General features: G+C 44.3%; 20 protein-coding genes and 2 pseudogenes. 12 read left to right on the top strand and 10 right to left on the bottom strand.

What is annotated here, in order from left to right:
- Positions 1 to 173: 173 nt before the first annotated feature.
- The 4 genes from F0229_RS14865 (at position 174) to F0229_RS14880 (ending at position 3696) form a co-directional block, all read left to right on the top strand.
- Entirely contained in the window at positions 174 to 794 is a 621-nt protein-coding gene (locus F0229_RS14865; RefSeq protein WP_017060596.1) for a hypothetical protein, read from the top strand.
- 445 nt (positions 795 to 1239) lie between these two features.
- Complete coding sequence (locus F0229_RS14870) at positions 1240 to 2448, top strand: NupC/NupG family nucleoside CNT transporter (protein ID WP_171733145.1); 1209 nt, start codon at positions 1240 to 1242, stop codon at positions 2446 to 2448.
- Positions 2449 to 2769: 321 nt separating this feature from the next.
- The gene (locus F0229_RS14875; protein ID WP_065675828.1) at positions 2770 to 3039 is read left to right on the top strand and encodes a hypothetical protein; all 270 of its coding nucleotides are present in this window, start codon (positions 2770 to 2772) and stop codon (positions 3037 to 3039) included.
- A gap of 45 nt (positions 3040 to 3084) precedes the next feature.
- Entirely contained in the window at positions 3085 to 3696 is a 612-nt protein-coding gene (locus F0229_RS14880; protein WP_171733146.1) for a class I SAM-dependent methyltransferase, read from the top strand.
- A 118-nt stretch (positions 3697 to 3814) separates the two neighbouring features.
- Here F0229_RS14880 and F0229_RS14885 read toward each other — a convergent pair whose 3' ends face one another.
- Positions 3815 to 4963, bottom strand: coding sequence for a DUF3541 domain-containing protein (locus F0229_RS14885; RefSeq protein ID WP_065675830.1), 1149 nt, complete (start codon positions 4961 to 4963; stop codon positions 3815 to 3817).
- A gap of 283 nt (positions 4964 to 5246) precedes the next feature.
- On the opposite strand from F0229_RS14885, the gene F0229_RS14890 reads away from it, so the two are divergent.
- Positions 5247 to 6602 carry a diguanylate cyclase gene (locus F0229_RS14890; RefSeq protein ID WP_171733147.1) on the top strand — a complete coding sequence of 452 codons (1356 nt, stop codon included), beginning with the start codon at positions 5247 to 5249 and terminating at the stop codon, positions 6600 to 6602.
- Between the two features lie 163 nt (positions 6603 to 6765).
- Positions 6766 to 8415, top strand: a complete 1650-nt coding sequence (locus F0229_RS14895) for a DEAD/DEAH box helicase (RefSeq protein WP_017060608.1) — start codon at positions 6766 to 6768, stop codon at positions 8413 to 8415.
- A gap of 567 nt (positions 8416 to 8982) precedes the next feature.
- Here the strand turns inward: F0229_RS14895 and F0229_RS14900 are convergent.
- Positions 8983 to 10512, bottom strand: coding sequence for a DUF3612 domain-containing protein (locus F0229_RS14900; protein ID WP_082152238.1), 1530 nt, complete (start codon positions 10510 to 10512; stop codon positions 8983 to 8985).
- Positions 10513 to 10681: 169 nt separating this feature from the next.
- Here F0229_RS14900 and F0229_RS14905 point away from each other — a divergent pair, with 169 nt between their 5' ends.
- Entirely contained in the window at positions 10682 to 11278 is a 597-nt protein-coding gene (locus F0229_RS14905) for a malate synthase (RefSeq protein WP_017060610.1), read from the top strand.
- Positions 11279 to 11408: 130 nt separating this feature from the next.
- Here the strand turns inward: F0229_RS14905 and F0229_RS14910 are convergent, their stop codons facing one another.
- The 5 genes and pseudogenes from F0229_RS14910 to F0229_RS14930 all read right to left on the bottom strand — a co-directional run.
- Positions 11409 to 12425 carry a GGDEF domain-containing protein gene (locus tag F0229_RS14910; protein WP_017060611.1) on the bottom strand — a complete coding sequence of 339 codons (1017 nt, stop codon included), beginning with the start codon at positions 12423 to 12425 and terminating at the stop codon, positions 11409 to 11411.
- A gap of 457 nt (positions 12426 to 12882) precedes the next feature.
- Positions 12883 to 13095, bottom strand: a complete 213-nt coding sequence (locus F0229_RS14915; RefSeq protein WP_004740083.1) for a cold-shock protein — start codon at positions 13093 to 13095, stop codon at positions 12883 to 12885.
- A gap of 358 nt (positions 13096 to 13453) precedes the next feature.
- Complete coding sequence (locus F0229_RS14920; RefSeq protein ID WP_171733148.1) at positions 13454 to 14731, bottom strand: cytosine deaminase; 1278 nt, start codon at positions 14729 to 14731, stop codon at positions 13454 to 13456.
- A gap of 9 nt (positions 14732 to 14740) precedes the next feature.
- Positions 14741 to 15979 (bottom strand): cytosine permease, encoded by a 1239-nt coding sequence (gene codB / locus F0229_RS14925; protein WP_032546874.1) that lies wholly within the window; start codon positions 15977 to 15979, stop codon positions 14741 to 14743.
- A gap of 679 nt (positions 15980 to 16658) precedes the next feature.
- Positions 16659 to 17726 (bottom strand): annotated as a pseudogene (locus F0229_RS14930) (HlyD family secretion protein); the annotation flags it as partial.
- Here F0229_RS14930 and F0229_RS14935 point away from each other — a divergent pair.
- Positions 17719 to 18540 (top strand): annotated as a pseudogene (locus tag F0229_RS14935) (helix-turn-helix domain-containing protein); the annotation flags it as partial. The pseudogenes F0229_RS14930 and F0229_RS14935 overlap by 8 nt on opposite strands.
- Before the next feature lie 10 nt (positions 18541 to 18550).
- Here the strand turns inward: F0229_RS14935 and F0229_RS14940 are convergent.
- Positions 18551 to 19483 carry an urea transporter gene (locus F0229_RS14940; protein WP_017064860.1) on the bottom strand — a complete coding sequence of 311 codons (933 nt, stop codon included), beginning with the start codon at positions 19481 to 19483 and terminating at the stop codon, positions 18551 to 18553.
- An 82-nt stretch (positions 19484 to 19565) separates the two neighbouring features.
- Positions 19566 to 20225 carry a pyridoxamine 5'-phosphate oxidase family protein gene (locus F0229_RS14945; RefSeq protein WP_017061784.1) on the bottom strand — a complete coding sequence of 220 codons (660 nt, stop codon included), beginning with the start codon at positions 20223 to 20225 and terminating at the stop codon, positions 19566 to 19568.
- Between the two features lie 90 nt (positions 20226 to 20315).
- On the opposite strand from F0229_RS14945, the gene F0229_RS14950 reads away from it, so the two are divergent.
- Positions 20316 to 21773 (top strand): PLP-dependent aminotransferase family protein, encoded by a 1458-nt coding sequence (locus F0229_RS14950; RefSeq protein ID WP_017066491.1) that lies wholly within the window; start codon positions 20316 to 20318, stop codon positions 21771 to 21773.
- 46 nt (positions 21774 to 21819) lie between these two features.
- Here the strand turns inward: F0229_RS14950 and yjeH are convergent, their stop codons facing one another.
- Positions 21820 to 23091, bottom strand: a complete 1272-nt coding sequence (gene yjeH, locus F0229_RS14955; protein WP_017066490.1) for an L-methionine/branched-chain amino acid transporter — start codon at positions 23089 to 23091, stop codon at positions 21820 to 21822.
- A gap of 254 nt (positions 23092 to 23345) precedes the next feature.
- On the opposite strand from yjeH, the gene F0229_RS14960 reads away from it, so the two are divergent.
- From F0229_RS14960 to F0229_RS14970, 3 genes are all read left to right on the top strand, one after another.
- The gene (locus F0229_RS14960) at positions 23346 to 23807 is read left to right on the top strand and encodes an Lrp/AsnC family transcriptional regulator (RefSeq protein ID WP_017061781.1); all 462 of its coding nucleotides are present in this window, start codon (positions 23346 to 23348) and stop codon (positions 23805 to 23807) included.
- On the top strand, positions 23801 to 24721 hold the full coding sequence (locus tag F0229_RS14965; RefSeq protein ID WP_171733150.1) for a LysR family transcriptional regulator: 921 nt from the start codon (positions 23801 to 23803) through the stop codon (positions 24719 to 24721). Before F0229_RS14960 ends, F0229_RS14965 begins: the two co-directional genes overlap by 7 nt.
- A gap of 127 nt (positions 24722 to 24848) precedes the next feature.
- A complete protein-coding gene (locus F0229_RS14970; protein ID WP_017061779.1) occupies positions 24849 to 25463 on the top strand; it encodes a LysE family translocator in 615 nt (204 codons plus the stop codon).
- Positions 25464 to 25587: the final 124 nt, after the last annotated feature.

The raw sequence follows: 25587 nt of genomic DNA on the forward strand, positions 1-25587 counted from the left end.
TAACGTTCCGTTACAAATCCTTGTTATTGATTGATGACTCAATAAATTTAACCCGATGTGTGAGCGAATTTATATAAATAACAATTATGTAAAATATTGATTTTATGAATGTTTACTCATTAAGTCGATTTTTGTTAGAACAGCCTATTCAAAACAATAAGATAGGTAAATCTATGAAAAAACTCGTCAGTTTACTGCTCGCTGCAGTATCGTTAGGGCTTTCTGGTTGTGCAACGGTATTAACAGCAGAACAAAGTGCGCCTCAACTCAATGAAGTTCCACAGGAAAAAGCGTTGACCGTCGCTGTAATCGATAAGAGACCATACGTTCTCGATCATGATAAAGAGCCAAAATTTGAGGGAATTATTCGCAGTTCGTTAGGTATTCCTTATACCTACAACACGGCGACACAGCAGCCAATGTCTCAATTTTTGACTGACAGATTGGTCGCAGGCTTGAAAAAACAGCAAGTAGCTGTTGAGTCGGTTGAGACGACGCCTGAAGAGGATATCACCAAGGTTGCTGAGCAGATGAAAGCATTCGACAACAAATCGATGATGTTTGTCTTGAATGAGTGGAAGTATGACTTCCACGCATTTACGGATAACTCTTGGTACAACGTTAATGTGATTATCTATGATGAAGCTGGTAATAAGCTACTCAGCAAAAATTTCCAAGGCGAGAATGATGTACCTGATGGTGGTGCAATCATCAATGAGATGCAACTGATCTACAAACAGCGTTTTGAAGAGATATTCCGAGATGCTGAAGTGAAAAGTGCCCTGCTAAACTAGTTATTCCCACTTTGATCTCATATTTTGAAAAAGCCACACTCTGTGGCTTTTTGTTTTAATGATGGTTTTTTTTGCATTATTTCTTGCTGGGAAAATGAATTATTGCGAGAAGTAGTTCGATTTGTACGCTTTATGACCGCGCGATCGTTTGCGTTAAAAAATGTGATGAAAGTCTCACTTAACTGTTTATACTTCTCTTCCGGTTTTAAGCCGGTGCTTAGCCAATACAAGCCGTCACATGGATATGTGAATGACCCCACGGACCGGACCAGCTACGTTCCACTGCTTGTATAAGGTGATTTTTTACATGAACAACTCGTTGTTACATTCGCTAACCCTGTTAGCTCCTTCATCGCGTAGCGTTTTGCTTGCGGTTCTTTGTCCTGTTCCTTTGATGTCATTTGCTTGGCTCATGTTCACTCTTTAAGGATTACTAGGACACATTATGAATATTCTATTTGGTTTTGTCGGTGTTCTTGCACTGATTGCTTGCGCGTACCTGTTATCTGAAAGTCGTTCTTCAATTAACTGGAAAACGGTCTCTCGTGCACTATTACTTCAAATCGGTTTTGCAGCCTTAGTATTGTATTTCCCTTGGGGGCAACTGGCGTTAACAAGCCTAAGCAATGGCGTTTCGAGTTTGCTTGGTTTTGCAGACGTTGGTATCGCTTTCCTATTTGGTGATCTGGCTACTGAAGGTTTCATTTTCGCGATTCGCGTACTTCCAATCATTATCTTCTTCAGTGCTTTGATCTCTGCGCTCTATTATTTAGGCGTTATGCAGAAAGTGATTCAAATCTTGGGCGGAGCGGTGCAAAAACTGCTGGGTACAAGTAAAGCTGAATCTCTGGTTGCTACAGGTAATATCTTCCTTTCTCAGGGTGAGTCTCCTCTTCTTATTCGTCCCTTTTTAAAGTCTATGACTCGTTCGGAACTGTTTGCTGTAATGGCAGGTGGTATGGCGTCGGTAGCGGGTAGTGTACTTGGTGGTTATGCTGGCCTTGGTGTTGAGCTTAAATACCTTATCGCTGCAAGCTTTATGTCGGCTCCGGGCAGTCTGTTAATGGCGAAGATCATTGTTCCTGAGCGCAGCACACCAAGTGATTACGACCATATCGAACTAGATAAAGCTGACCAAAGCAACGTGATTGATGCATTGGCAAGCGGCGCGATGAACGGTATGAAGGTTGCGGTAGCGGTTGGTACTATGTTGGTTGCCTTCGTGAGTGTGATTGCGATGGTCAACACTGGCCTAGAAAGCCTAGGTGAAACGTTCGGTTTTGCGGGTATTACGCTACAAGCTATCTTTGGTTACCTGTTCTCGCCTCTTGCATGGCTGATCGGTATCCCAAGTGACGAAGTATTGATGGCGGGTTCTTACATCGGTCAGAAGATCGTTATGAACGAGTTTGTTGCTTTCATCGACTTCGTTGAGAACAAAGCTCTGTTATCTGAACACAGCCAAGTGATCGTGACTTTTGCTCTATGTGGCTTTGCTAACATTGGTTCTATCGCGATTCAGTTAGGTTCAATCGGTGTTATGGCACCAGAGCGCCGTGCTGAAGTTGCAAACTTAGGTTTGAAAGCTGTAGCTGCTGGTACGCTAGCAAACCTAATGAGTGCATGCTTAGCGGGTATTTTCATCCTGCTTTAAGCTATATTCAGTTAAAGCGGACACTTTACTTACAGAGTTAACGTAAGGAGGGTGTCCGCTTTTTTGTGCCTGTTAATCAGGCGAAATCAGGTTTTGGCCGTCGACTGTGATTTGTCTATCGTGAGTAAAAGCTCACTCGGAAGAGTAATAGAGCCAGTTCCTTTTATCCGATATACTTGAATATCATCAGGTTGCGATTAATAACATTCGGCTTCGATTAAGAACATTCGATTTCGATTGAGAATATTCGGTTCCGACTAAGCATATCCGCTTTCGATTAGGAACAATGGCAACCAAGCTAAATTAATCAAGGGTCTCTCCATGAACATTCGCGTTCTCATCGGTCTTATTGTTACCTTCATTGGCTTGTTTGCGACGGTTTACCTAATTGCCGGCGGCGCTCAGTTTCCTATCTACCAGTGGCCAAAAGAGGCTTATCTCGGTTTGGTGTTCAGTGTCGTGTGGGGGGCTGGTGTCGCAGCGTCTGTAGCGTATTTCTTCTCGGCATTGGTGTTTGTCACTGTCGCCGTGGTTTGCTATGCGATCGGTTATAAAATCGGTGGGCTCTTTTCTTCAAGTTCTAAAGCTTAATCTTATCAAGGTGTGCTGATGTTCATTGAAGTAGGGCTGATTTGAATGCACTGGCTCGATCGTTGGAAGGTGTATCGCTATCATCGAAAACAGACTAACCGCTCGAATGGCGACAAGGCTAAAGCTTTAGGTTGGACTAGTGAAGAGAGTCAATTGTGTCGCTTTGAAGTGATCGCTCGTGCGGCGGACTTCGAAAAGAAGCGTGTTTTAGATTTGGGTTGTGGCTATGGCGAGTTGTTTGAACTACTCGACAGCATCTATCGTATTCAATCTTACACCGGCGTTGACCAATATGCAGGCTTTCTAAAAAAGGCTAGGCAGAACTACACAGAAGATCGTTGTCAGTTTTTGTCGGGTGACATGAGTAAAATGAGCCTTGAGGTGCACGACATTGTTATCGCTAGTGGTTCACTGAACTACATCTCTCGTGATCCTGACTATCTGACAAACATGATTACTCGTATGTTTGAGTTGGCGAATCAGACGGTGATTTTTAATCTTCTCAATTCAAGCCAATATCCTTCACGTAATACCTTGATGAGTTATCACCCTCAAGGTGTCTATCGTTTCTGTAAAACGCTCTGCGATGATGTCTCTTTAATAGAGGGCTACGCAGAAGGGGATTTCACGATAGTGATGAACAAAGTCTGCCCCTGAACTTAAACCTAAGACTAAGCTTGAGTGAAGTGATTGTTTGGTAAGAGTTAAAAAGCCGCAGACCTTGAAAGGTATGCGGCTTTTTGGGTTCTATGACCAACCTAGGCTAGGTATGCTGCTAGTTCTTCGGTGGTTGGTTTTTAATAAGTCCGTAAGGGATGTTAGTAAATACCTTAGGGTTGCCTTCATAGGTCGGCGCTTCATTCACTTGCTGCCAATCGAGTAGCATGATTGCTAGCACATTGCGGTGTTCACCGTACTCAAGATCAAAATCACCAGTGATAGAAGGGATCATGCCTTGTTTCTCATCGATAGAAGCTTGAATCGCGAGTCGAGTTTTCTCTAGAACTGGGTCATCTTCTAAACCTGCCAGCAAGAAGGTCAATCCAACCTCAGCAATCACATCTTCTTTCGCACGCAACAGAATCGTATCGATGTTTTCTCTGAAGTAATCGTAGATCCATTGATGATCTTGCTCGCTCACTTGATGCTGATAGTACTCGGAATCGCCAAAGATGACGTGTGTCATGCCGTAGAGTTTGTTGCCAAATTGCTGACTTGAAAGCTTCTTATCTTCATCGTCTGGGTACGCTTTTTTGAAGGTTTCGACAAACTCATCAACGACATCTTGTTCACCCAGTTGGCGCAGCCAGTAGACTTGATTGGCGAGTTGAGCCGCCCACGCTTTCACCATGTCTTCATTGGTCACGTATCGTGAGAAGTCATAGCGACGAATGATTTCGCGCAGCTTGGCATCGTTCTTGTGTTCTAAACCGTATTCATTAGCACGAGCCATAGAGCCTAGAAGGTCAACACCAAGGTAAAGGTATTCAGGCATGTGTTTGGTGATGTTGTAGCGTCGAACACTGCGCTCATCATTATCACCAATGTAAGATGCAACGCGCTTCTCTGAGTAGAGTACGATTTGTTCCATGGTTTGAACGTCATTCGACAGGGTGCTGAGCTTGCTTGCCACTCGTGCCATGTCACTCCACACCGCAGCCGAATACTTATCGTCTAATGTTTGGCGATACATGCGCAGCCCGTAGTGACCTTCTTTGAATGCAGGCAGAGTGTAAAGCTGGCTTTCGTAGGTGGTGCGAATGAGGTCTGCAGATTGTTTGAAAGATTGTTCATGAGAGTTGAGAGAATCTGCTTGGGTTTGAATACTCGGTACATTTGTCGCCAGAGCGTTCTCTTGTGCGTGAACAGCGACCGTAACTGAGGCCGATAGTAATGTGCACAGTGTAATCGTTTTTAGCTTCATGTCGTGAGGTACCAAGCTGATTAATAGTCTATGTAAAATAACATCGATGAATCCTTTAATGTAAGGTTTGAGTCAATACAATGTAAGCTTTATAAGGTTCACTAACCCTTTTTGATTAAACCATTCGTTTGGTAAAGAATTTTGAAGTGATGGATCACTCAATATTTGATAGATAGTCGACGTTAGTATGGATTTTTAATGACTTAGCGGCATACTGGAGCAATAAGCCAGAAATGAGCCGTTATAAGGCAGTATATAGAACAATAGTGTTAGAGGTTCGTAAATGCCAAGTGGTTCTAGCAAGCAGTGGTCTGCCAGAGTAGTAGCTTTTCTTTTTTTCCTTGCGATAGTAAGCGCAATTGAGTTCTTTCATGCCAAGCAATTAACTTTTCTTAAAAACGAATCGTATTCCGAGGCAAAAAAGCAACTATCCATTATTCGTTCTCGGATTGAAGCCGCGATCGTGTCAGATATGTATATCCTCAATAATTTCTCGACCTTAGTGACCATGAACCCCGATGGTGAGGTGAAAAATTGGGATAAGATTGCTGAGAATATCATTCAAGATGGCTTCCATATTCGACTTATCGGACTCGCCAAAGACGACATTCTAAATTTTGTTTACCCGATGGAAGGTAATGAGCAGATTCTCGGTATTAATTATCGTGATCACCCAAATCAATGGGAGTCTGTTGAGATAGCCCGTAATTTTGGCAACACCTTTATTGCTGGTCCTTTTGAGCTGTTTCAAGGTGGGCAAGCCCTTATTACACGTACTCCGATCTTCCGAGATCCGCCTTTTAATCAAGATTATTGGGGTGTCTCCAGTGCTGTTATCGGTTTAGATGAGCTGTTTGAAGATGTTGGAATCGGCAAGATAGAGAACAAGTATGAATTAGCAATTCGTGGTGCAAACAGTTCAGGGAAAGATGGCGCTGTCTTTTATGGTACTCAGGATGTGTTCGATAATGCGTTTGCCACTGAACAGGTGAGTTTTCCATACGGGGGTTGGTACCTTGCTCTCTCCGGTAACGAACATGTATTGATGGATGAGCCTTGGTATCGCATCCAAGCGGTAAGGCTGGTGGGCTACTCCATAATATTAGTGTTGGCGTTTGCCTTCTTTACTATTTATCGTCTGTACCGGATTGCAGATAGCCGCTCTATGCATGATGAGCTAACGATGTTACCGAATCGTCGATACTTCATGTATAGCCTCAAACAGGCCTTCAAAACCACTCAAAAACAGAGAGCGAGAACCTTTGCCGTTGTAAATATCGACCTCGATGGGTTTAAAGCAATCAACGACACTTATGGTCACGCGGCAGGCGATCAGGTATTGATTGAGTGTGCTAACCGCATCAGAAGTGAGCTGCGTGTTTCAGATATCGTCGCAAGGATAGGCGGTGATGAGTTCTTGGTCTTGTTGCCACGCATTATCGATGATCAACACGTATCGTCGATCGTGACTAAACTACGAAAGGCGATATGCTCGGCACCAGTTGTGTACGACGCGCACTCTATTTATCTCAGAATCAGTGTGGGTTGGGTTATTCACAATAACAACTACAATGATGTCGATGCGCTCTTAAAAGCCGCTGATAAAAAAATGTACGAACAGAAGCGACAAGTTATCTAGGTTGAATTTTAGCTGCGATTAGAATTTAGTTGCTGAATGGGGGGAAAAGCCTCAGAATACCGCGCTTTGCTCCGTATCAATGTATTTGATGAGCAAAAGCTGAAGCAACGCACTTTTTAACGTGTTGCTCATACTAAATGTTATTCAACTGAGAAAATAATCTATGAGTTTTACCTCCCTTGGCCTTTCTGAACCGATCCTTAAAGCTATTGAAGCACAAGGTTACGATAAGCCATCACCAATACAAGAGAAAGCCGTGCCAGCTGTCCTAACGGGCAAAGATGTTATGGCCGCTGCTCAAACAGGTACAGGTAAAACTGCAGGCTTCACGCTACCTATTCTTGAAATGTTATCGAAAGGTACTCGCGTACGTCAGAACCAAGTTCGTGCGCTCGTGCTAACGCCAACTCGTGAGCTTGCTGCGCAAGTGAATGGCAGCGTAGTGAAGTACGGTATTAACTTACCGCTGACTTCGACGGTAGTGTTTGGTGGTGTGAAGATTAACCCTCAGATGCAAAAACTGCGTAAAGGTAGTGACGTGTTGGTGGCAACACCTGGTCGTCTACTTGACCTATACAACCAAAATGCAGTGCGTTTTGACCAACTAGAAATCCTAGTGCTAGATGAAGCGGACCGCATGCTAGACATGGGTTTCATCCGCGATATTCGTAAGATCTTAGCTTTCTTGCCTAAGAAGCGTCAGAACCTACTGTTCTCAGCGACGTTCTCTGATGATATCCGCAGCTTAGCGAAAGGCTTAGTGAACAATCCTGTTGAGATTTCAGTAAGCCCTGCAAACTCGACGGCAAAAACGGTTGAGCAAAGCATCTACCCAGTAGACAAAAAGAAAAAGAGCGCAATGCTAGCGAAGCTAATCAAAGATAACGATTGGCAACAAGTGTTGGTGTTCAGCAAGACCAAACACGGTGCGAACAAGCTTGCTCGCTTCCTTGAAGAGCAAGACATCACTGCTGCACCTATCCATGGTAACAAGAGCCAAGGTGCACGTACTAAAGCCTTAGAGAACTTCAAAACAGGTAAGGTACGAGTACTTGTTGCAACTGATATCGCCGCTCGTGGTATCGATATCCCGCAACTGCCTCAAGTAGTTAACTTCGATCTTCCTCATGTATCAGAAGACTATGTACACCGTATCGGTCGTACTGGCCGTGCAGGTGAAGTAGGTAAAGCGATTTCATTGGTTTGTGCTGATGAAGTGGGTGAGCTGTTCGGTATTGAACGCCTGATTCAACAAGTGCTAGAGCGTCGTGAACTGGAAGGTTTCTCTCCAGTAAATAAGTTACCTGAGTCTCGGTTGGATTCACGTCCAATCAAGCCTAAGAAACCGAAGAAAGCAAAACAGCCACGTGAACATGCTGATGGTCAACGCTCTGGTGATAACGCTCGCGGGCACAAGCCAGCAGGTAAGAACAAGCGTCATGTAGCTGGTAATGGTTCGGCTCCAAAGCGTAAGCCGACATCTGGTAAGAAACCTGCTGAAAACAACTCAGCTGCGACAACTGAAGATAAATCAGTAAGAAACAACGGCAGCAACTTTAAACGCGGTAGTGCGGGCAATAAACCTGCTGCAAATAACGCAGGTGCTCAGAACACTCTGAGCAAACCAAGCGGTGCGGGTAAATCTAACGGTACTGGTAAGCCAAACAACGCGGGTAAACCTGCAGGCAAACCTAAGAAGTCTGGTTACGGCGGTAGCTACGGCCCAAGCAAGTCGTCAAATAAGCCGACAAGCAACAAACCTTCTACAAACAAACCGTCTCGAAGCCGTTCTAAGCCAGCTCCTCAGAAGTAATCTTTTCTGAGATATTGAAAGAGCAACGAACATGAGCCGCTTTATAAAAAGGCGTCTCGTGGGTTAAGTTCTTTCTGTCATAGAAATCGAATAAGCGCGAATATTGAATCTCAATGTTCGCGTTTTTTTATGGGCGTTGTTTAGGGTGTTGTTTATGTTGAGTAACCGTATAGCTTGAGTAAGCTAGGGGAGGTTTATTGCTGTTTAAAGTGATTGAATCTAAGGGAAATATGACATTTTTGGGAAGGGTAATGAATCTTTAATTATTCATTAATAATAACATAATCACTAGCGTTTTTGTTGGATTTTGCAATTTGCAATTCCAGTTTGCAAAACAAACAAGGATATCCGGCCAATACGTGTCCAGATGCGTAGTAAATACGTGTTTTAAAAGTTGGCACGCATGCTGCATTAGTAATGGTGACCCTTCTTAAGCCGAGGGTCACCTAGCCAACTGACGTTGTTAGTGAACCTTTTTTGTTCACACAAAATATATGACCAATCATCCTTATTGTGATTGGTTTTTTTTTGCCTGAAATTTAGGTTCTATTTTTTGTTATTACTTTTTTACTCACCACACTTAGAGTAACAGCTTGGTTGGCGTGGGCATTCTCCACCTCTGGAGCAGATAAGCCTCGCCTCTGTCTCAATCCCACGTTCAATCCAATTTATATTTAGAATCTTGGCTATTGTCGTGAGATCTTTTTTGATGTTACGCGGAATTGCCACAGAGCCACCATTGTTAACGCATGACGCTTTAAGCTGCTCTGCTATGTCTCTTGAATTACCGCCTTGAGCATCAATCGCAGGGTTGAGATCTATACCAGCACACAACACACGATTGTTACCCGCAGGATCCGTCATATTGATGGATTCACAACAGTAGATTCTAGGCTCATCTCCGACATTCAAAATGGAGATTTGAGCCGAGCTACCCGCACGGGGCTCAGATAATCGACGGAACACAGCCCAATGTTGACATGGGTCAGCGACCGTTCTCATATTTCCCCAAGGTAGCGGAATCCCGTTCCCGCGATATACCGCCTTGAGTTTCCCCGGCCCATAAGCATCAAAGTAGTGCCAGTGAGGGTAGGGCGATACTACAGTCATTCGACGCATCGCAACAGAGGGGGAAACCCCTGCTCTTTTGTGAACGTCGATTTCGTAACCAGTGCGGTCAAGTAGCTGCCTAAACGGGACTTTCGGGCACAGAAGTGCGCCAGCAAAGAAGCTGGACTCAAAGTCTCGCCATGCTTGAAGAATGTCTTGGGAGTTGAGCTGTGAAGAGCCTGATATCTGGTTGTCATCCCATGTGTTGTTGTTACCGACCGACAACACACTCTTTAGGCCTTCTTTGCTGTGCAGAATGCAATGACCGATATAAACCGAAAGGTCGTATTTCAGACGAGTTGGGTATTCTTTAAGAATCTCGTTTAAGAAGATAGTACCGGGAGGCTCAAAGAAAGAGGTCACTAACTGCTTAGCGTTAATTCCGAGCTCATCGACTACGTCTTGCGGCGTGCGCGTCACCCAGCGGATGTTGATTCCTAGGCTTCTAGCGATGTCTATCAGGTCTTCGACGCTCAGGTTAAGACGTTTTAAGCCTACCTCTTCCGCAGCGCGCTCAAGGTCAGGGAAGTGGTTCTGATTGCTCTCTTGGTGTGCTCGAATCAAGAGGTGCGCAAACTGGCGGCCTGAAATGCCCGTTTGTGACAGCATCTCAGGAATCGCAATTTGCAGGATGTCGTTTGAGAATAGGAAGCTCGGCTCGAGCGCCATGCCACTTATCCCACCACGATTCCCCTTATCAGGAGCAATGGCTTGTTGTTCAGATTCGTCGTCGAGGAACCACGTCGGATTCTTCTGAAAGACCTGTGCAATCACTTCCAGCATATCGATGCTCGGAACCCGCTTTCCACGTTCAATCATTGAAAGGTAAGAAACGGAAGGGGCGTATTCTGGGTTGATTCTAATACAACGCGCAGACAGGTCTTCCATCGTTAAATGGTTACGTTTTCTTAGGTTACGTATTTTCGTACCTAGGAAATGTGACTGACGAACTAAACTTTTTGACAAGGCCATATTTGTAAAATTCACATTGTAAAATTTTTGTTGTGAAATTGTATGTAAAAAAGCGCTAATCTACAAACTAAGCAATTCACAAAATGACAAATAAATTAAACGTTAGTTTGGAATAATTGCTCTAGGACACATTTTTGCTGTAGAAATCGGTGGTTATCACCGGACTGGTCAAGAGGGAAAGACTATGAATATGCTTACATTCGATAAAACAGAAATCCAAAAACAATCAAAGCCATTTATCGCTGAAGCTGTCTTTGCCGTGGAGACAATCAATGCTAATCAGCAAACTGAAAAGCAAGTGAAAGCAAAGCAGCTGCTTGATCGACTATTCCCACTAGAGAATGGCTCACATCAAGACGTAACCAGCTACGTAGTCGATTACCGCCATATTATGGCTTACTTTAAAGACGGTCAGCACAGCGGTCTGAAGCACCCTAAGCAGTTTGTAGCGTACATGGGTGAGAAGAACGACCCAGACTCTATCTTGTTTCGAGATGGCAGTGGCAGCCACCTAGAGGTGATGTTTGGTTGCCACAAAGGGACAGGTTGTATTGAGCTAGTAGAAATTGATGATATTCAGTTGGAATCATGCACCACGTTTGGCCAATCACCAATGGAAGCAACAACCACAATGCGTGAAGAGACCATTGCAGCGATGCGCCACTGGATCAGTTTGATTCAAGGTGACGCAAAGGGTAAACCAAAGGCATGCAGTGAAGATAAAGAGTTCAGAGCAAAGAGTGGTGAAGACTACTGCTTGAATTATTGCTTCCAGATCTAACGGTGAATCCTAGTTAGCTAAAGTAATTTATACAACTAAAGAAAAAAAGCCCCGAAGATAATGAACTTTGGGGCTTTCTAGTCTCAATACGAGCCGACTAATATGTCGATAAGAGCATTGTTGGTGTGTTTTACAAAGGCATGACTCGGTTACGGCCAAGTGATTTCGCTTCATAAAGTAGCTTATCAGCACGTTCAATCAGCGATTGAGCTGATTCGCCGGGTTCAAGTTCAGCGACACCAAACGATGCAGTGATACTGCCGACTTGTTGACCACTGCGGCGATCTTTAATCGACAGCTTTTCTAGAGAGCGACGATTGGTATCAGCGAGTTGACGAGCAATACGCAAAGACTTGTTAGGCACAATCAGCGCGAACTCTTCACCACCAAATCGATAGGCAGAAATACCTTCACGGCAACTTAACTTCAGCTTGCGAGCGATCGCTTTAAGCACCATATCGCCAAACAAGTGGCCATAGGTGTCGTTGAAATTTTTAAAGTGGTCGATATCGAGAAGAATCAGACACAAAGATTGTTGTGCTTCACACAGGGTTTCTATGTCACGGTCGAAAGAGCGACGGTTATAGAGTGTGGTTGTACTATCGAAAAGCGCATCTTTCTGAACTTCTACTAACTGGGTTTTTAGTTTGGTGATCTCTGAGGTTGCAGAGTTTAGCTGAGAGTTTAAAAACTGAGTAGAGTGACGAATATGACGGGATTCAGACACCAGCTGTCGAACTAAGGACATGACTTCATCAATAGATAGGCTTTCATTATCAACACGAGCCAAGTCCTCGAAGCTTTTATCGATCATGTCAGAAAAAGCGGAGGTGTCGGTCAGGGTGTCATTCATTGAATTGGAAACTTCAGAAACTAACAGTTCCAAATTAGCGCGAAGGTCATTGATATTGGTTTCGGATTTGCTGGCAACATAATTGTTGTATAGCTGCTCACCAACGGCAGGAGGACAAATACCGTAGTGTTCTAAAACACCATCCATGTCTTGAGTTAGCTGGGGAATAGCGTTATCGACATAGGTGTACCAAAGTGCGTAATTTGCAGGTGTCGTTGACACCCTGTTCTTCATCATAAGAGGCACCGCTTTTTTTAGATTTGCGGTGGATTTCTGAAATTCGTCTTTGTTCATTATTTTTACTGCAGATACCAAAACAACTAAGCCACTTGCGAACAAGGTTAGCGGATTTCGAAGGTCTTTGCTTTAAAAATTATATAATTAGTGGATGAGGGTTGGATAAATAACTCATTTTTATTTTGAATATCGATTGCGTATTCATAAGCGTAATCTAATGGATTGTTCTTTAACCATATTTGGGCTTATCAAACTTTCGGCGTAGCGTGAGTTAGTATCAAAAGATTACTGAGAATTAAGTGTTGTCTAGGGAAGTGCATACAAAAAGTGACGTAAATTGATCGTTGAGCTTTAATTGAGAAAGTCTAGGTTGAGGACGCTTGGCTGGTGATTTGCATTTGTTCAGAGTTTACGGGGGAAAGCCTGTATCGAGAGGGGAAATGTTTATAAGCAGGCATAAAAAAGCGCCGATAAAAATCAGCGCTTTAAAATTCTTTTTAGCTATAAGAGCTAATTATTGAGCAACAACGTTTGCTGCTTGTAGGCCTTTTTGACCATTTTCAACTTCGAAAGAAACCTTTTGGCCTTCTTTCAGAGTTTTGAAGCCTTCAGAAACGATTGCACGGAAGTGTACGAATACGTCAGCGCCGCCGTTGTCTTGAGAAATGAAACCGAAACCTTTCTCTTCGTTAAACCATTTTACAGTGCCAGTATTTGTGTTAGACATAATTTGTCCCTTATTCATAAATTTTCTAAGTTGTTGATTGCATTTAATGCAATGCGCTGATAATTGAATTATTTAATATTGCTAAGAAATAAGGAAAAACTACTTACAAAAACGGGTAACGATTTTACATGTCAATTTTTTACTATTCATCTAACTTAAATAACTCCGGCTAACAGAGCGAGAGCATGTTAACACAGTCTTTTGAGATGTACACGCATTGCTTAAGAAATTTGTGCTTTTTTTGTCATACCGTGCGAATGTACAAGATTTACACTGATTTAGTGATAGTTTTGTCGCTTCGTCCAACACAACAAAAGGAAGCATCTCAGCTTCCTTTTGATCATTAGTATAGACGATATTAACGCTTAAAGTTGATATCTTCAGTTTGATCTAAATTTATTTTTGTTTTCGCTGGTTGAGTCTCTGCAATCACCTTACCGTGGCGTATTGAGTACTGCACTGGTACTTGGCGGCGTACTGCATCAAAGCCATTGTCAGCAGGAAGAATCAGCAAGCTACCTGGCTTACCTTCTTCGATACCGAAGTTGTCTTGAATGTTCAATGTGCGAGCAGAGTTCTTGCTGATCAAATCAAGTGAGTTGTTGATTTGGTCGTAGCCCATAACCTGTGTTACATGCAGTCCCATGTGCAGAACTTGAAGCATGTTCGCTGTGCCCAGTGGGTACCATGGGTCAAACACATCATCGTGGCCAAAACAAACGTTGATGTCTGCTGCTAGCATCTCTTTAACGCGCGTTACACCGCGGCGTTTCGGGTAATCGTCGAAACGGCCCTGTAAGTGAATGTTCACTAACGGGTTTGCCACGAAGTTGATACCAGACATCTTCAATAGACGGAATAGGCGAGATGCGTAAGCACCGTTGTAAGAGCCCATTGCAGTCGTGTGGCTAGCGGTTACTTTCTCGCCCATTTCAAACTTATGAGCAAGAGCTGCTAATGTTTCCACAAAGCGAGACTGTTCGTCGTCGATTTCATCACAGTGAACGTCGATCAGACAGTCGTACTTACGTGCAAGCTCGAACACGTAATGCAGAGATTCAACACCGTATTCACGAGTGAATTCGAAGTGAGGGATAGCACCGATAACGTCAGCGCCGATCTTCACTGCTTCTTCAAGCAACTCTTTGCCGTTAGGGTATGAAAGGATGCCTTCTTGAGGGAATGCAACGATCTGGATGTCGACCCACTCTTTCATCTCTTCACGAACTTCAACCATCGCTCTTAACGCAACGAGTGTTGGGTCTGACACATCAACGTGCGTACGAACGTGTTGAACACCGTTAGCTATCTGCCATTTCAGTGTTTGCTTAGCACGAGACTTTACGTCTTCGATTGATAGCAGTTCTTTACGCTCAGCCCAACGCTCAATACCTTCAAACAAAGTGCCAGAGATGTTCCAGTTAGGCTCACCAGCAGTTTGAGTAGTATCTAGGTGGATGTGCGGTTCACAGAAAGGAGTAACTGCAATGCCACCATCAGCATCAAGGATGTCGCCTTGATGATTGATTTGCGCGTCATTATCGAGAATGCGAGAAAATTGACCATTTTCAATCAGAATCTGTTTCAAGCCCTCTTGGTCTTGAAGTTTCGCGTTCTTGATTAATAAGGTTGTCATAGTGTGTCCTTAAGCGGCCTGAGATTTCAGAGCTTTTTTGTTCAATAGAGGATTAAGCACGAGGTAACTGATTGCACCACCTAACACTGCGTTCAAAGGAACAACGCCAGGTAGGAAGTGACCAGCGGCTACGCCTGTTGCTACCGCGATAATGCCAGCCCAGTTAACGGTTTGGAACTCTGCATTTGCAAAATCTTTGTAACGTTTACGGTTCGCGAAGAAGTCGGCGATGATTACACCACCAATTGGTGGAATCGCCAGCGAAAGGAAGGTTAACCAACCAACGAAGTTGTTGTATAACCAAAGCGCGAAAATCGTACCGATAATGCCGTTAATGATAGACATTGTAGTACTTGAGCGACCAGTGATGTTAGATAAACCCAGACCAGATGCATAAAGTGCATTTTCATTGGTTGTCCAGATATTCAATCCAAGCACGATGATGGCTGGAAGCAGTAGGCCTTGCGCGATCATCACATCTGAAATATCAGCCTGACCTGTTGCTGCTGCGCCTGCTGCGCCGAAGATAAACATCAGCGAGTTACCGATGAAGAATGCAACCATAGTAATCAATACTGCGCTTGCTGGCTTTTTACCAAAGCGAACGAAATCGGCAGTTAACGTCCCCGCACTTACAAACGAACCTACAACCATTGCTAGCGCCATTGAGAAGTCCATTGGCGTCTCCGGTTTAATTAGTTGCAGTTGCTCTAGTCCACCAACACTGTCTACCGCAGTCAGTACTGAGTAACCACCCAAAATCGCAATCGCAGGTACTGCAATCGCTGAAAGTACCATTAGTGCTTTAATGCCGAAGTACACTGTCCCCGTCATCAACAAGCCAGATACGATAATCAAGGTGTTGGTATCAATGCCCGTTGCTTTTTGTACTGGAATAGCAAACATCGCAACACCCACACCAAACCAACCGACTTGTGTACCACCAAGTAAAGCAGAAGGAAGCCATGAGCCTTTAGTACCGAAAGAGAAACGAGCAAGGAGGTGGGTAGAGAGGCCAGTAGATGAGCCGATGTAGCCAAGAAAAGAAGTGTAAATACCGAGGATTAGGTTACCGATGAGAACGGCGAGGAAGAAATCGTTGAATGAAAGACCTGTCCCGAGTGAACCACCTGTCCACATACTTGCAGAGAAGAAAGTGAGTCCAAGCATTACCATGGTGAGTGAAGCGACTCCTTTCCTAGCCGATGTAGGAACCGGCCCTAGACTGTAGTTATTATCAGCAGCCATTTTTTACCTCCGCAAATGATCAAAATTAAAATTAACGGTCGCCGTATTGCAGGCAAACTTGCGCATTATGGTGATATAAATCACATAGTCAATGCTAATTTTGTCAATGATTGCCCATAAAAACCAGTTGTTGCAGTAATTATCTTGTTAAACATAGGGTTATTTTCTGTCTTTATTTAAAAAAAACAAATAGAAAACGTTTTCTATAATGCGTTGGTTATCTGCTGTTCTTGGTTGGCTATGAATGCTTATTATTATACGTCTGAATGGGTGTCTGTATCGAAAAAGAGGGCGGTTGGCCAAACTGCAGGCAAAAAAATAGCCAATCGCAATAATCGCAATTGGCCTATATATTTTGTGAACAAGAATAGGTTCACTAACAACGTCAGTTGGCTAGGTGACCCTCGGCTTAAGAAGGGTCAATATATACATTGCAGTTAGTGTGCCAACTTTTAAAACCACGTAAAACGGCAGTTTTATAGCAATCTGGTGCGTATTTGAGCGTTTAATTTGCGTTTTTGAAATGCCGATTGCAAAATACAATTGCGATTTGCAACTTTAGAGTGTTTATTCGTTTTTCGGGTTTGTGTTCTTTCTGGCGACGAATGGTGAAATAAACAAAAAGCCCGTGCGATCTAAGAGCGCACGGGCTTGGGTATTGTTTCACCAATAGGAAGTATTAGATGGAGTAGAAGAAGTACAGTTGAGACTTCATTCTAATGATGAACCCGCGTATTACGTCTAGGAACGCCATAAAGCTGATAGGCTTCTCACCGCTTACCCACGCTAATCCGACAGAGCCAACAGGAATATCGTAACCCTCTGCCTCATCAATTTTTAAACGAACAAAGTGGTGCTTGTTCTGAAGGTTTTTGCCTGTGGTAACACGAACCTGCTCATCGATACCCAGCAAACTTGCTTGCGCTTCACCAGTGGCCTCTACAATGCCTTCTACGGTTGCAGAGAACACTTTTCCTGGGTATACCGCTGTCGCAAATTCCGCAGGTTGACCGACCTTAATATTACGAATCGCTTGGTGGTTAACTCGCATCAGCACGTACTTCTCTTCGGTATACATCTGGATACGAGGCATCATTGAAACACGCTGACCTTCACGAAGAATAAAGTTCGTTACAAAGCCGTCAGTCGGTGCCGTGACTTTGGTGCTGTTCAAGTCCCATTGTGCTTGTGCCAGTGTTGCCTTTGCTGAATCGACCTCAGTTTGCTTCTTGCTCACATTGGTTTCAGCTTTGTGGATGTTCAACTTCGCATTCTCGGCATCGACTTCTTTCTTGCTAAGCTGAGATTCCAATGTTGTAACGTTATACGTCGCTAAGTCTACCTTTGCTGTTTGTTGGTCGATGTCAGTTTCAGTGATCGTATGTTCTACCACTTTGTTTTGCTTCTGGTAACGATCAAGCGTCTTTGACTGCAGTACTAAGTCTGTTTTAGCCGAATCTATTTGTGCGACTGAAGCTTTGATGTCTTCAAGCGCCGATTGATAGCTGACTTTTGCAATGCTCACTTCTTGACGAGCTGTGTCTAAAGCGACCTCTGCAGACTCAAGTTGAACGCTGGCTTTGTCTCTTGCGATGACATATTTGGTGTCATCAATTTCGTAAATTAGTTGTCCTTCAGTCACATCCTGGTTCGGGTGGATGTAGACTTTAGAAGTTTTTCCCGACACATTAGTTGAATCGGGACGCAGCTGAATATGTGGAGACTGAACCACTGAGCCTCCCGATATTATCTTGAAGCTGGCTGATAGAGTGGATATTGAAAGGCTAGGTCCTCTCTCTAACTGGTTTTTCTCGGGGCACGATCTGGCGTCGTCTATACGCCGAGTTAACATCGGGTTGCACTGTTTGCAGTCCGGGGCTTTTCTATATGGCGCTCAAGTCGGTAATTTCATCAAATGGTGCTACGACAATCCTGCTTATACTGAGGTGGGTAAAGTTCATGACTCAATTCGAGTTGCCATCTTTATGATGAAGATATTAAGGCGTTACTTGGGAGACGACTTTACTCCCGCAGCCGTCTCTATCGCAGGTTATCGCGAGAACACTCAACTCTATCAAGAGTATTTTGGGTGCAATATTCAGTGGGGGCAGCCACGAACTGAAATCTGGATACCAAGCCAGTCGAGGTTATCGAGCAATCAAGCCCCTTCTAGCGGCAAGATGAGCTTGGCAATGAACTTTCATGACTTAGATAATTACCTCAACATGCCTGATGCCGCGGATGAGCATAAGGTGACCTATGAGATGATCAATTACAGTCGCCATTTCGGCCTGCCAACACTGCATAAAGTGTCGAGTTTGCTTGGGTTATCTGAACAGCAATTTCAACGTCGATTGCATAACTTAGGCATCAACTTTTCTACCATTATGGGCTATGCGTTAAGTAATGTGGCGGTGGAGTTGTTGATGTATTCAGTGCCAATAGATAAAGTCGCGACGAGGCTCGGCTATACCAATGTCGCGAGCTTTAATCGGATGTTTAAGAAACATCGAGGTTTGACACCCAAGCAATATGTTGAGCGCCTAAAAACTGGCCTGTAACTATTCAGAGCTAACTTATGGTTCGTTTATGGATCAGGCTGGACAAGTAAACCATCCCCCAAGTACTCAAAATGAAAGGGGCGGTGAGTGGTAACAGTGACAGTTCATGAAAACCAAGTGTGATGAGACAGCTTAACAGCATGCCTAATAGGATTAACGGCCAACGGATTCGCGGATAGGGCACAAGTGCTAAAGTGGCAAGAATGGCGTTGTACCCGTAAAGACCTTGGGCTACCAGTTCGTTAGAAGCGCCAATCAACCCGCTAAATACGGTGCTAATTATTACTGCGAGCATAACCCAAATGGCATGCTTGATATTGTTGAGTGCGATGGCGACTAAGATAACGAGCCCCGACAACGCATTTTCGATGAAGCTGACTTGGCTTATCCCTTTTAACAACGGGATCACCACTGTCGGCAGGTTGAACCACGAGTTAGCCTCAATACTGATGAGTGGCATCAGTGCGGAATCAGGTGCAGAAAACGCTGACAGCTCAAAGGTTGATTGGATAATATAAATCAGCCAAGTGGTGAGGATAAAGGCGCTAGTGTAACCGCGATATTTCTCAAAACTGAATACGATGTGGGCAATCGGCACCGTGAGTAATGCACCTAACGCAGTCACTAAAGCCAATAATGGTGTCACACCAAAAAAGTTACCGATAAATAAACCAATCAAAGCGCCATTTAGCGCGTACATTCCACTATCAATGTCGTCAACTGACTTGTTGGTGTTGGTGTTGGTGTTGGTGTACATATAGCCATAGAAAGCTAATGCATAGCTGCAACTGGCGCCAAGTAAGGTAAGAAAAGCCAGCGCCAGTGACTCAATAGAAATGGCAAGCAACAGCAAAGTCGACGTCATGATAGACGGTGTGAAATAGACTTGCCCAATGCCATTGAGCAAGCCTTGAAACGGCAGAATATCCTTGTTCGTTTTCATCGTCTGATTACATTATTGAGTCATGTTAAATTTTTGTAATTCAGATTGTATACAATTTTATCAAGTTCACCATCTTCGAGTGTTAATTCTGATACCAGCGTTCACCATAAGCTTGTTGGTAATCTGGTGTTTCAATGATGCCTTCTTGTTCTGGAACGGTTTCTAACGGCCCAACAACAGTTCTATAGGGTAATACGCCAGCCCAAACTGGAATGTCCATATCGGCTTTATCATCATTCACTCCATGTTTACCAATCTTCACGGAAGCTTCTGTTAAAGGTATCGCCAACAACTCGGTCGCAGTGAGTTCTTTTTCATTACTGAGCCTCACTTCATCGGTTCTGCCCGGTGCGATTTGCTCAATAAAGATATTCAACAAGCGATCCTTTTCTTGATTGTCATCGATGACTGAAAATGACCCCAATACCACAGCAGAACGATAATGCGCACTATGATGAAATGCCGAACGAGCCAGCACCCAACCATCGAACAAGGTGAACGTTAAACAGGTTGGTTCTCCCTTTTTTAGTCCTTTTAGTAGGCGACTGTTTTTAGCTCCATGAATGTAGACTATATCACCCACTCGCCACGCGAGCATCGGGATGACCATTGGTCCTTGTTCGCCCTGCAATGCAATGTGTGCGATTAAGCTCTCATCAATAATTTGGTGCAGTTTCTCTTGTTCAAATACGGCTTTGTGAGCCCCTTTTTTAATCGTGGTTCTTTTCGTGTTAGATAACATAATCGCTCCTTAATCATTGCCTTTTGATTAATGTAGCGATTAACTGGTCTATTAAATAGAGCCACTTTTAAACACTATTTGGATCCAGTTATGCAGCCTATCGATGTCGGTGATCTACAGTTAGACGAACAACACGGCACGCGTCAAACCGCCTTGTTCCACGCGATAAGAGAGAAGATCGTTCAAGATTTATGGAGCAAGGGCAGTAAGTTACCTTCAACACGTAAGTTGGCTGTCGAGTTATCGGTGAGTCGAAATACGGTGATTTATGCGTACGAACAACTGGTTACTGAAGGCTATATCGAGAGTAAGCAAGGCTCAGGGTTTTATGTCTCGGTTGAACAACCAGAACACTTTCTAAGTTTGTCTAAGCCAAACAGTGTTCAGGATCCGAAGGTCAAACAAACAGTCAGTAAACCGAGTACAAACATAGCGACACCTAACGACATTAACCGCAGCTTTGCCCCAGGAGTTCCTGACTTAGATGCGTTCCCTTTTGCGAAATGGCAGAGGTTGCTGCAACGTCACTCTACACGTCAGAACATTGCGGGCAATCAAGAGGTTCAGGGAAGCTCAGCCTTGAGGGAAGCGTTGAGTGGGTATCTTGCAAGCAGTCGTTCCGTTCATTGTAATGCCGACAGAATCATCATCACCGCAGGTGCGCAGCAAGCCATCTCAATCGGATTAATGGCAACGTTAGCGATGGGCGACAAAATCCTCGTGGAGGAACCCGGTTATCGACAAGTACATAAAATTATCGATCTGTTGAGACTAGAGTTAGAAGGTGTAAGTGTGCGTGAAAAGGTGGGGTTGGATATTGAGAAAGTGTTGGCCAGTAATGCTAAGGCTCTGTATGTCACACCGAGTAACCAATACCCAATGGGCACGACTTTAAATACTGAGCAACGCCTTAAACTGATCGACTGGGCCAATCAACATCAGTCATGGATCATTGAAGATGACTATGACAGTGAGTTCCAGTTTGCTCATCGCCCTTACACCAGTATGCAAGGCTTAGCGGGTAAACTCGGGTTTGATGAACGAATCATTTATGTCGGCTCTCTGAGTAAAGTCATGTTCAACGGACTCCGCTTAGGTTACTTAGTGGTGCCAGAAAGTCTGGTGGCGAAGTGTCTTGAGATCAAAGACGCGCTCACTGGAGACACGGCGTCCCACACACAGGAAGCTTTGGCGGATTTTGTTCGAGAAGGCGACTTGCTGCGTCATATTAGAAAGATGCGTCGGTCATACAAACTCAAGTATGAAGCCATGATAGAAGCGATTGAAAGCGAGTTTAACGGTGATCTTGAAGTGATCAGTCAGGCAGCAGGGCTACATGTGACCGTGAAGTGGTATCAAGGTATATCTGAGACTGAATGGAGTCATAGAGCTGAGCTTGAAAATATCATCATTCGTCCGTTTGATTTTTATGAATATGGATCAAGTGATGCTCGTGATTGGAGTGGGGTGGTGTTGGGGTTTGGAAATATCCGATTGGCTGACATAAAGCCGAAGATCAAACAGATCGCTCGGCTTTTTTATCAGTAATATTGGTAGGGCTTGTTTACCATTTTCTGATTCGTCACGAATCGAGTTACAACTTGTCGATAGAGACGGTGGGTTTACCTTTACCTAGCCACTTCCGCCAAGGGAGTGACAATGTCACAAAAACAGTCACAGCATAGAGCATCGACCAACTTAAACAGATAAACACCAAGGTACAGATGACCAATGAAAGCATGGCAGTGTATCTAGATGCGCCTGTTAGTAATCGGCAAGCGGCTAACATTGCGAGCAGATAAACCAGAACAAAAATACCGTTGGCGAGCTTGAGAAAGAACTCAAGGTCTAAATTAGACAGCTCACCAATCACACACGAAATAAGCACGACAAAGCCAATTGCTAACGTTGGGTAGAGCGGTACGCCGCGGCTGTTCAGTTGAGCCATTCGACTTGCAGGGCTGTGTTGGCGGGCCTGAGCCCAGATCATCCGAGACAGGCTTTGTGTGTAAAGGTTTAGGCTGGCAAAGCAAGCAAAGAACCCCAGCACGCTGATGACGGTTTTGAAGCCATTACCAAACAGTTGTTCTGTTACCCAAGGGATGGATGCGGCATCGAATTCAGATGAACCGAAAGCACCCAGCTTAAGAATCACTACTGAACAAGCCCAGTACACTAGCCCCGCAACAAAACAGCCTGCAATGATGGCGATTGGGAAGTCACGTTGTGGATTTTTGAATTCCTCTCCCATGTGAGCAAAAGCTTCTATTCCGACAAAGCACCAAAACATGACAGCTAAAGCAGCGCCGATAGACCACATTGAATTGGATGAGATGGCAGGAAGAGCAACATCGGTTGCCGTGATGTCGGCTTTCCAAACAAAAGCGCTGACTAAGGCAAAAATCGACAATGCGATCACGGTTTGCAGTCGGCCAGAAGATTTACTGCCCATCAAATTGACGGCAATAAGCAGGGCGACGGTAAAGGATTGAGCACCAAGTGGTGTATCGAGAGGTGCGGGTAACAATTGTTGAGCAAAACCACCAGCCAGTGCAATGGCCGCTGGAATACCGACAGGAATAACACTCACAAACAACCACGCCACGCTTGTTTCTAATCGCTCGCTAAACGCCTGGCGCACAAAATAGGCAGTACCACCTGCATTCGGGTAGCGTTTTCCTAATGATGCGAAGGTCAGTGCAATCGGGCAAATAGCGATAAACAGGATTAACCAAGCCAGAAGAGACAACTGTCCTGCAATGCCTGCTGCGATCGCAGGGATCATAAATAATCCAGTGCCTAGCAAGGTCGTCGAGAGTTGTCCGATTCCTGAAATAAGCGTGATTTCTTGTTTGAGTTGTGTCATTCGCTCTCCTAGCTATTTGATTCTGGTCACGGTCTTCCAGTAACTTTCTTCTGGTGTGTGGGAAGTTATGATTGAGAGCATACATTGTTGACATCAATAATACAGCTAGCGAAACGTCGTAAGACACCGTCATTTTAACGGTATTAATCCGATTCAGTGTGAAAGTGTCGGCTGTCAGAATGGCTGTTATAAGTAGGAAAGTTGTGTCAAATTAGGCGTTATAAATAGAACAATAAATGAAAAGAATCAGAAGCATGGATAAATTTGATCGCCAGATTTTGGATATTCTCAAAACCAATGCACGATGCTCAGTGAGCGATATCGCCCGAGATGTCAGCCTCTCGCGCTCAGCGGTGAACGCCAGAATTAAGAAACTGGAAAGCGACAAAGTGATTACGGGCTACTGCGCTCAAGTGGCAGAACCCAACCAAACGAAGAATGTGTGCGCTTATATCTTGTTGAAGTTCGACATGTCGAGTAGTGACCATAGTTGTGAGTCTTACGCGAAACAAATCCAGAGTATTGATGAGGTGCAATGGTGCCACTCTATTAGCGGTGAGACAGATATGATGTTGTACGTGGAAGTGGAAAGCATGGAGAGCTTGAACCGAGTTCGCGATCAGCTGCAAAGTTACCCGGATCTTCGCCACTTAATGACTCATACGGTTTTGACCGAGTTTTTCAACAAACAGAATGCGACGGTGCATTCATGTTAGGAAATATCAACTTAAACCTACTGCGTTCACTGCATGTACTTCTTGAAGAGTGTCATGTGAGCCGTGCCGCCCAACGTTTGCATATCACACAATCCGCGGTGAGCCGTCAGCTCAGCCAGTTACGTGATTTGTGTGGCGACCCTTTGCTGGTCCGTGACGGCAACAAACTGGTGCCGACCAACCGTGCATTGCTACTCAAAGGTAAACTCGACGACCTGCTTGGCGAGTTTGACCACCTGTTAGATGATAGACCCTTCGAGCCGCAAGACTGGCAGGGTGAATTGGTGTTGTCTTCGAGTGATTATGTCGCTCAGTATATTCTTCCTGTGATTGTGGCAGAGGTGTCTGCTGAAGCGCCGAACATTAATTTGGCTTATCGATTGTGGCAGCCAAACTACCTTGAAGCACTGAACGAGTCTGGGATTCATTTGGCTTCCAGTATGTTTCCCACAAAGCCAGAACATGTCTCAAGTATCAAACTTGGTGAAGATAAGTCGGTGTGTTTGATGCGAAAGTCGCACCCGCTGGCTCAACAAGCGGTTTTGAGTGCAGAAGATATTGTTCACTACTCTCACATCAAAGTGACGGGTGGTGGAGATAAAGACAGTTACGCGGACATAGCATTGAAGAAGCAAGGGCTGAAGCGAAGAGTGGCTTTACAGGTTCCGTTCTTTTCATCTGCTGGTACTGTGTTATTGCAAGACGACTATCTGATGATCGTGCCAGAACATATCGCCTATAACCTAGGTCGACACCTCGATACTACCTACTTTTCGTTGCCATTTGATACGGAAATGCATACCTATTGGTTAATGTGGCATCCTAAATATGACAACGACTCTGCCCACAAATGGGCGCGAGAAAAAGCATTCCAAGCCATGCAAAAGTCGAGTTACAATATCAGTATGACTTGAAATCATAGGTGTGATGATAATCTTTGATTTCAAATAATACCTCCTGCGAATTATGGTAAGTGCCAAGTATTGAGTATTAAGCGTAGAGCGTTCAGCTGGAACGCTTTATTTTATTAGGAATGGAATGATGACAGTAACAATTTGGTTTTCTTTATTAGCGATTTGCTTGTTGGGTGCAATGTCTCCGGGCCCAAGCTTGGCGATGATCGCTAAACACAGTTTGGCTGGTGGCCGTATGAACGGGCTTATCGCAGCTTGGTCACACGCTGCTGGTATCGGTATTTATGCGTTCGCAACCATTGTTGGTTTAGCCGTTGTGCTTGAGCAATCCCCAATGTTATTTAAAGGTATTAGCTTAGCGGGGGCTGCTTATCTGCTTTATCTTGGCGTTAATGCGTTACGTTCGAAAGGTGGTGTTGCCGCGAAATTAGAAGCGGGTGAAAAGATGAGTTACATGCAGTCTGCTCGTGAGGCTTTCTTGATCTCTATCTTGAGCCCAAAGATCGCATTGTTCTTCATCGCTCTGTTTAGCCAATTTGTAGCGCTAGGTAATGAACTGACCAATCAAGTGATTATTGTCTCAACGCCGCTGATTGTCGACGGCCTTTGGTACACCTTTATCACCTTGGTACTGTCTAGCCCGTTGATTGTTGAACGTATTCGCTCGAAAGCTCAGTTGATTGATCGACTATCTGGCGTGGTGCTGATCCTGCTTGCTGTTCGCGTGGTGTGGACGATATAGCAGTAAACGATAAGAATAAGTAACTAGGGCGTGTTGATCTTTGCTGTACATTTCGTGTTCAACAATACATCGGTAGCCACATTAACATGAATGCCAGCGATAACATGCTGGCATAATTCCTTTC

The organism is Vibrio sp. AIC-3, assembly GCF_013114515.1.
Classification (GTDB): Bacteria; Pseudomonadota; Gammaproteobacteria; order Enterobacterales; family Vibrionaceae; genus Vibrio; species Vibrio crassostreae_C.

Coding starts and splice junctions, on each gene's coding strand:
- F0229_RS14865 (WP_017060596.1), top strand. CDS start 174: ATGAAAAAACTCGTCAGTTTACTGCTCGCTGCAGTATCGTTAGGGCTT.
- F0229_RS14870 (WP_171733145.1), top strand. CDS start 1,240: ATGAATATTCTATTTGGTTTTGTCGGTGTTCTTGCACTGATTGCTTGC.
- F0229_RS14875 (WP_065675828.1), top strand. CDS start 2,770: ATGAACATTCGCGTTCTCATCGGTCTTATTGTTACCTTCATTGGCTTG.
- F0229_RS14880 (WP_171733146.1), top strand. CDS start 3,085: ATGCACTGGCTCGATCGTTGGAAGGTGTATCGCTATCATCGAAAACAG.
- F0229_RS14885 (WP_065675830.1), bottom strand. CDS start 4,963: ATGAAGCTAAAAACGATTACACTGTGCACATTACTATCGGCCTCAGTT.
- F0229_RS14890 (WP_171733147.1), top strand. CDS start 5,247: ATGCCAAGTGGTTCTAGCAAGCAGTGGTCTGCCAGAGTAGTAGCTTTT.
- F0229_RS14895 (WP_017060608.1), top strand. CDS start 6,766: ATGAGTTTTACCTCCCTTGGCCTTTCTGAACCGATCCTTAAAGCTATT.
- F0229_RS14905 (WP_017060610.1), top strand. CDS start 10,682: ATGAATATGCTTACATTCGATAAAACAGAAATCCAAAAACAATCAAAG.
- F0229_RS14910 (WP_017060611.1), bottom strand. CDS start 12,425: ATGAACAAAGACGAATTTCAGAAATCCACCGCAAATCTAAAAAAAGCG.
- F0229_RS14915 (WP_004740083.1), bottom strand. CDS start 13,095: ATGTCTAACACAAATACTGGCACTGTAAAATGGTTTAACGAAGAGAAA.
- F0229_RS14920 (WP_171733148.1), bottom strand. CDS start 14,731: ATGACAACCTTATTAATCAAGAACGCGAAACTTCAAGACCAAGAGGGC.
- codB (WP_032546874.1), bottom strand. CDS start 15,979: ATGGCTGCTGATAATAACTACAGTCTAGGGCCGGTTCCTACATCGGCT.
- F0229_RS14940 (WP_017064860.1), bottom strand. CDS start 19,483: ATGAAAACGAACAAGGATATTCTGCCGTTTCAAGGCTTGCTCAATGGC.
- F0229_RS14945 (WP_017061784.1), bottom strand. CDS start 20,225: ATGTTATCTAACACGAAAAGAACCACGATTAAAAAAGGGGCTCACAAA.
- F0229_RS14950 (WP_017066491.1), top strand. CDS start 20,316: ATGCAGCCTATCGATGTCGGTGATCTACAGTTAGACGAACAACACGGC.
- yjeH (WP_017066490.1), bottom strand. CDS start 23,091: ATGACACAACTCAAACAAGAAATCACGCTTATTTCAGGAATCGGACAA.
- F0229_RS14960 (WP_017061781.1), top strand. CDS start 23,346: ATGGATAAATTTGATCGCCAGATTTTGGATATTCTCAAAACCAATGCA.
- F0229_RS14965 (WP_171733150.1), top strand. CDS start 23,801: ATGTTAGGAAATATCAACTTAAACCTACTGCGTTCACTGCATGTACTT.
- F0229_RS14970 (WP_017061779.1), top strand. CDS start 24,849: ATGACAGTAACAATTTGGTTTTCTTTATTAGCGATTTGCTTGTTGGGT.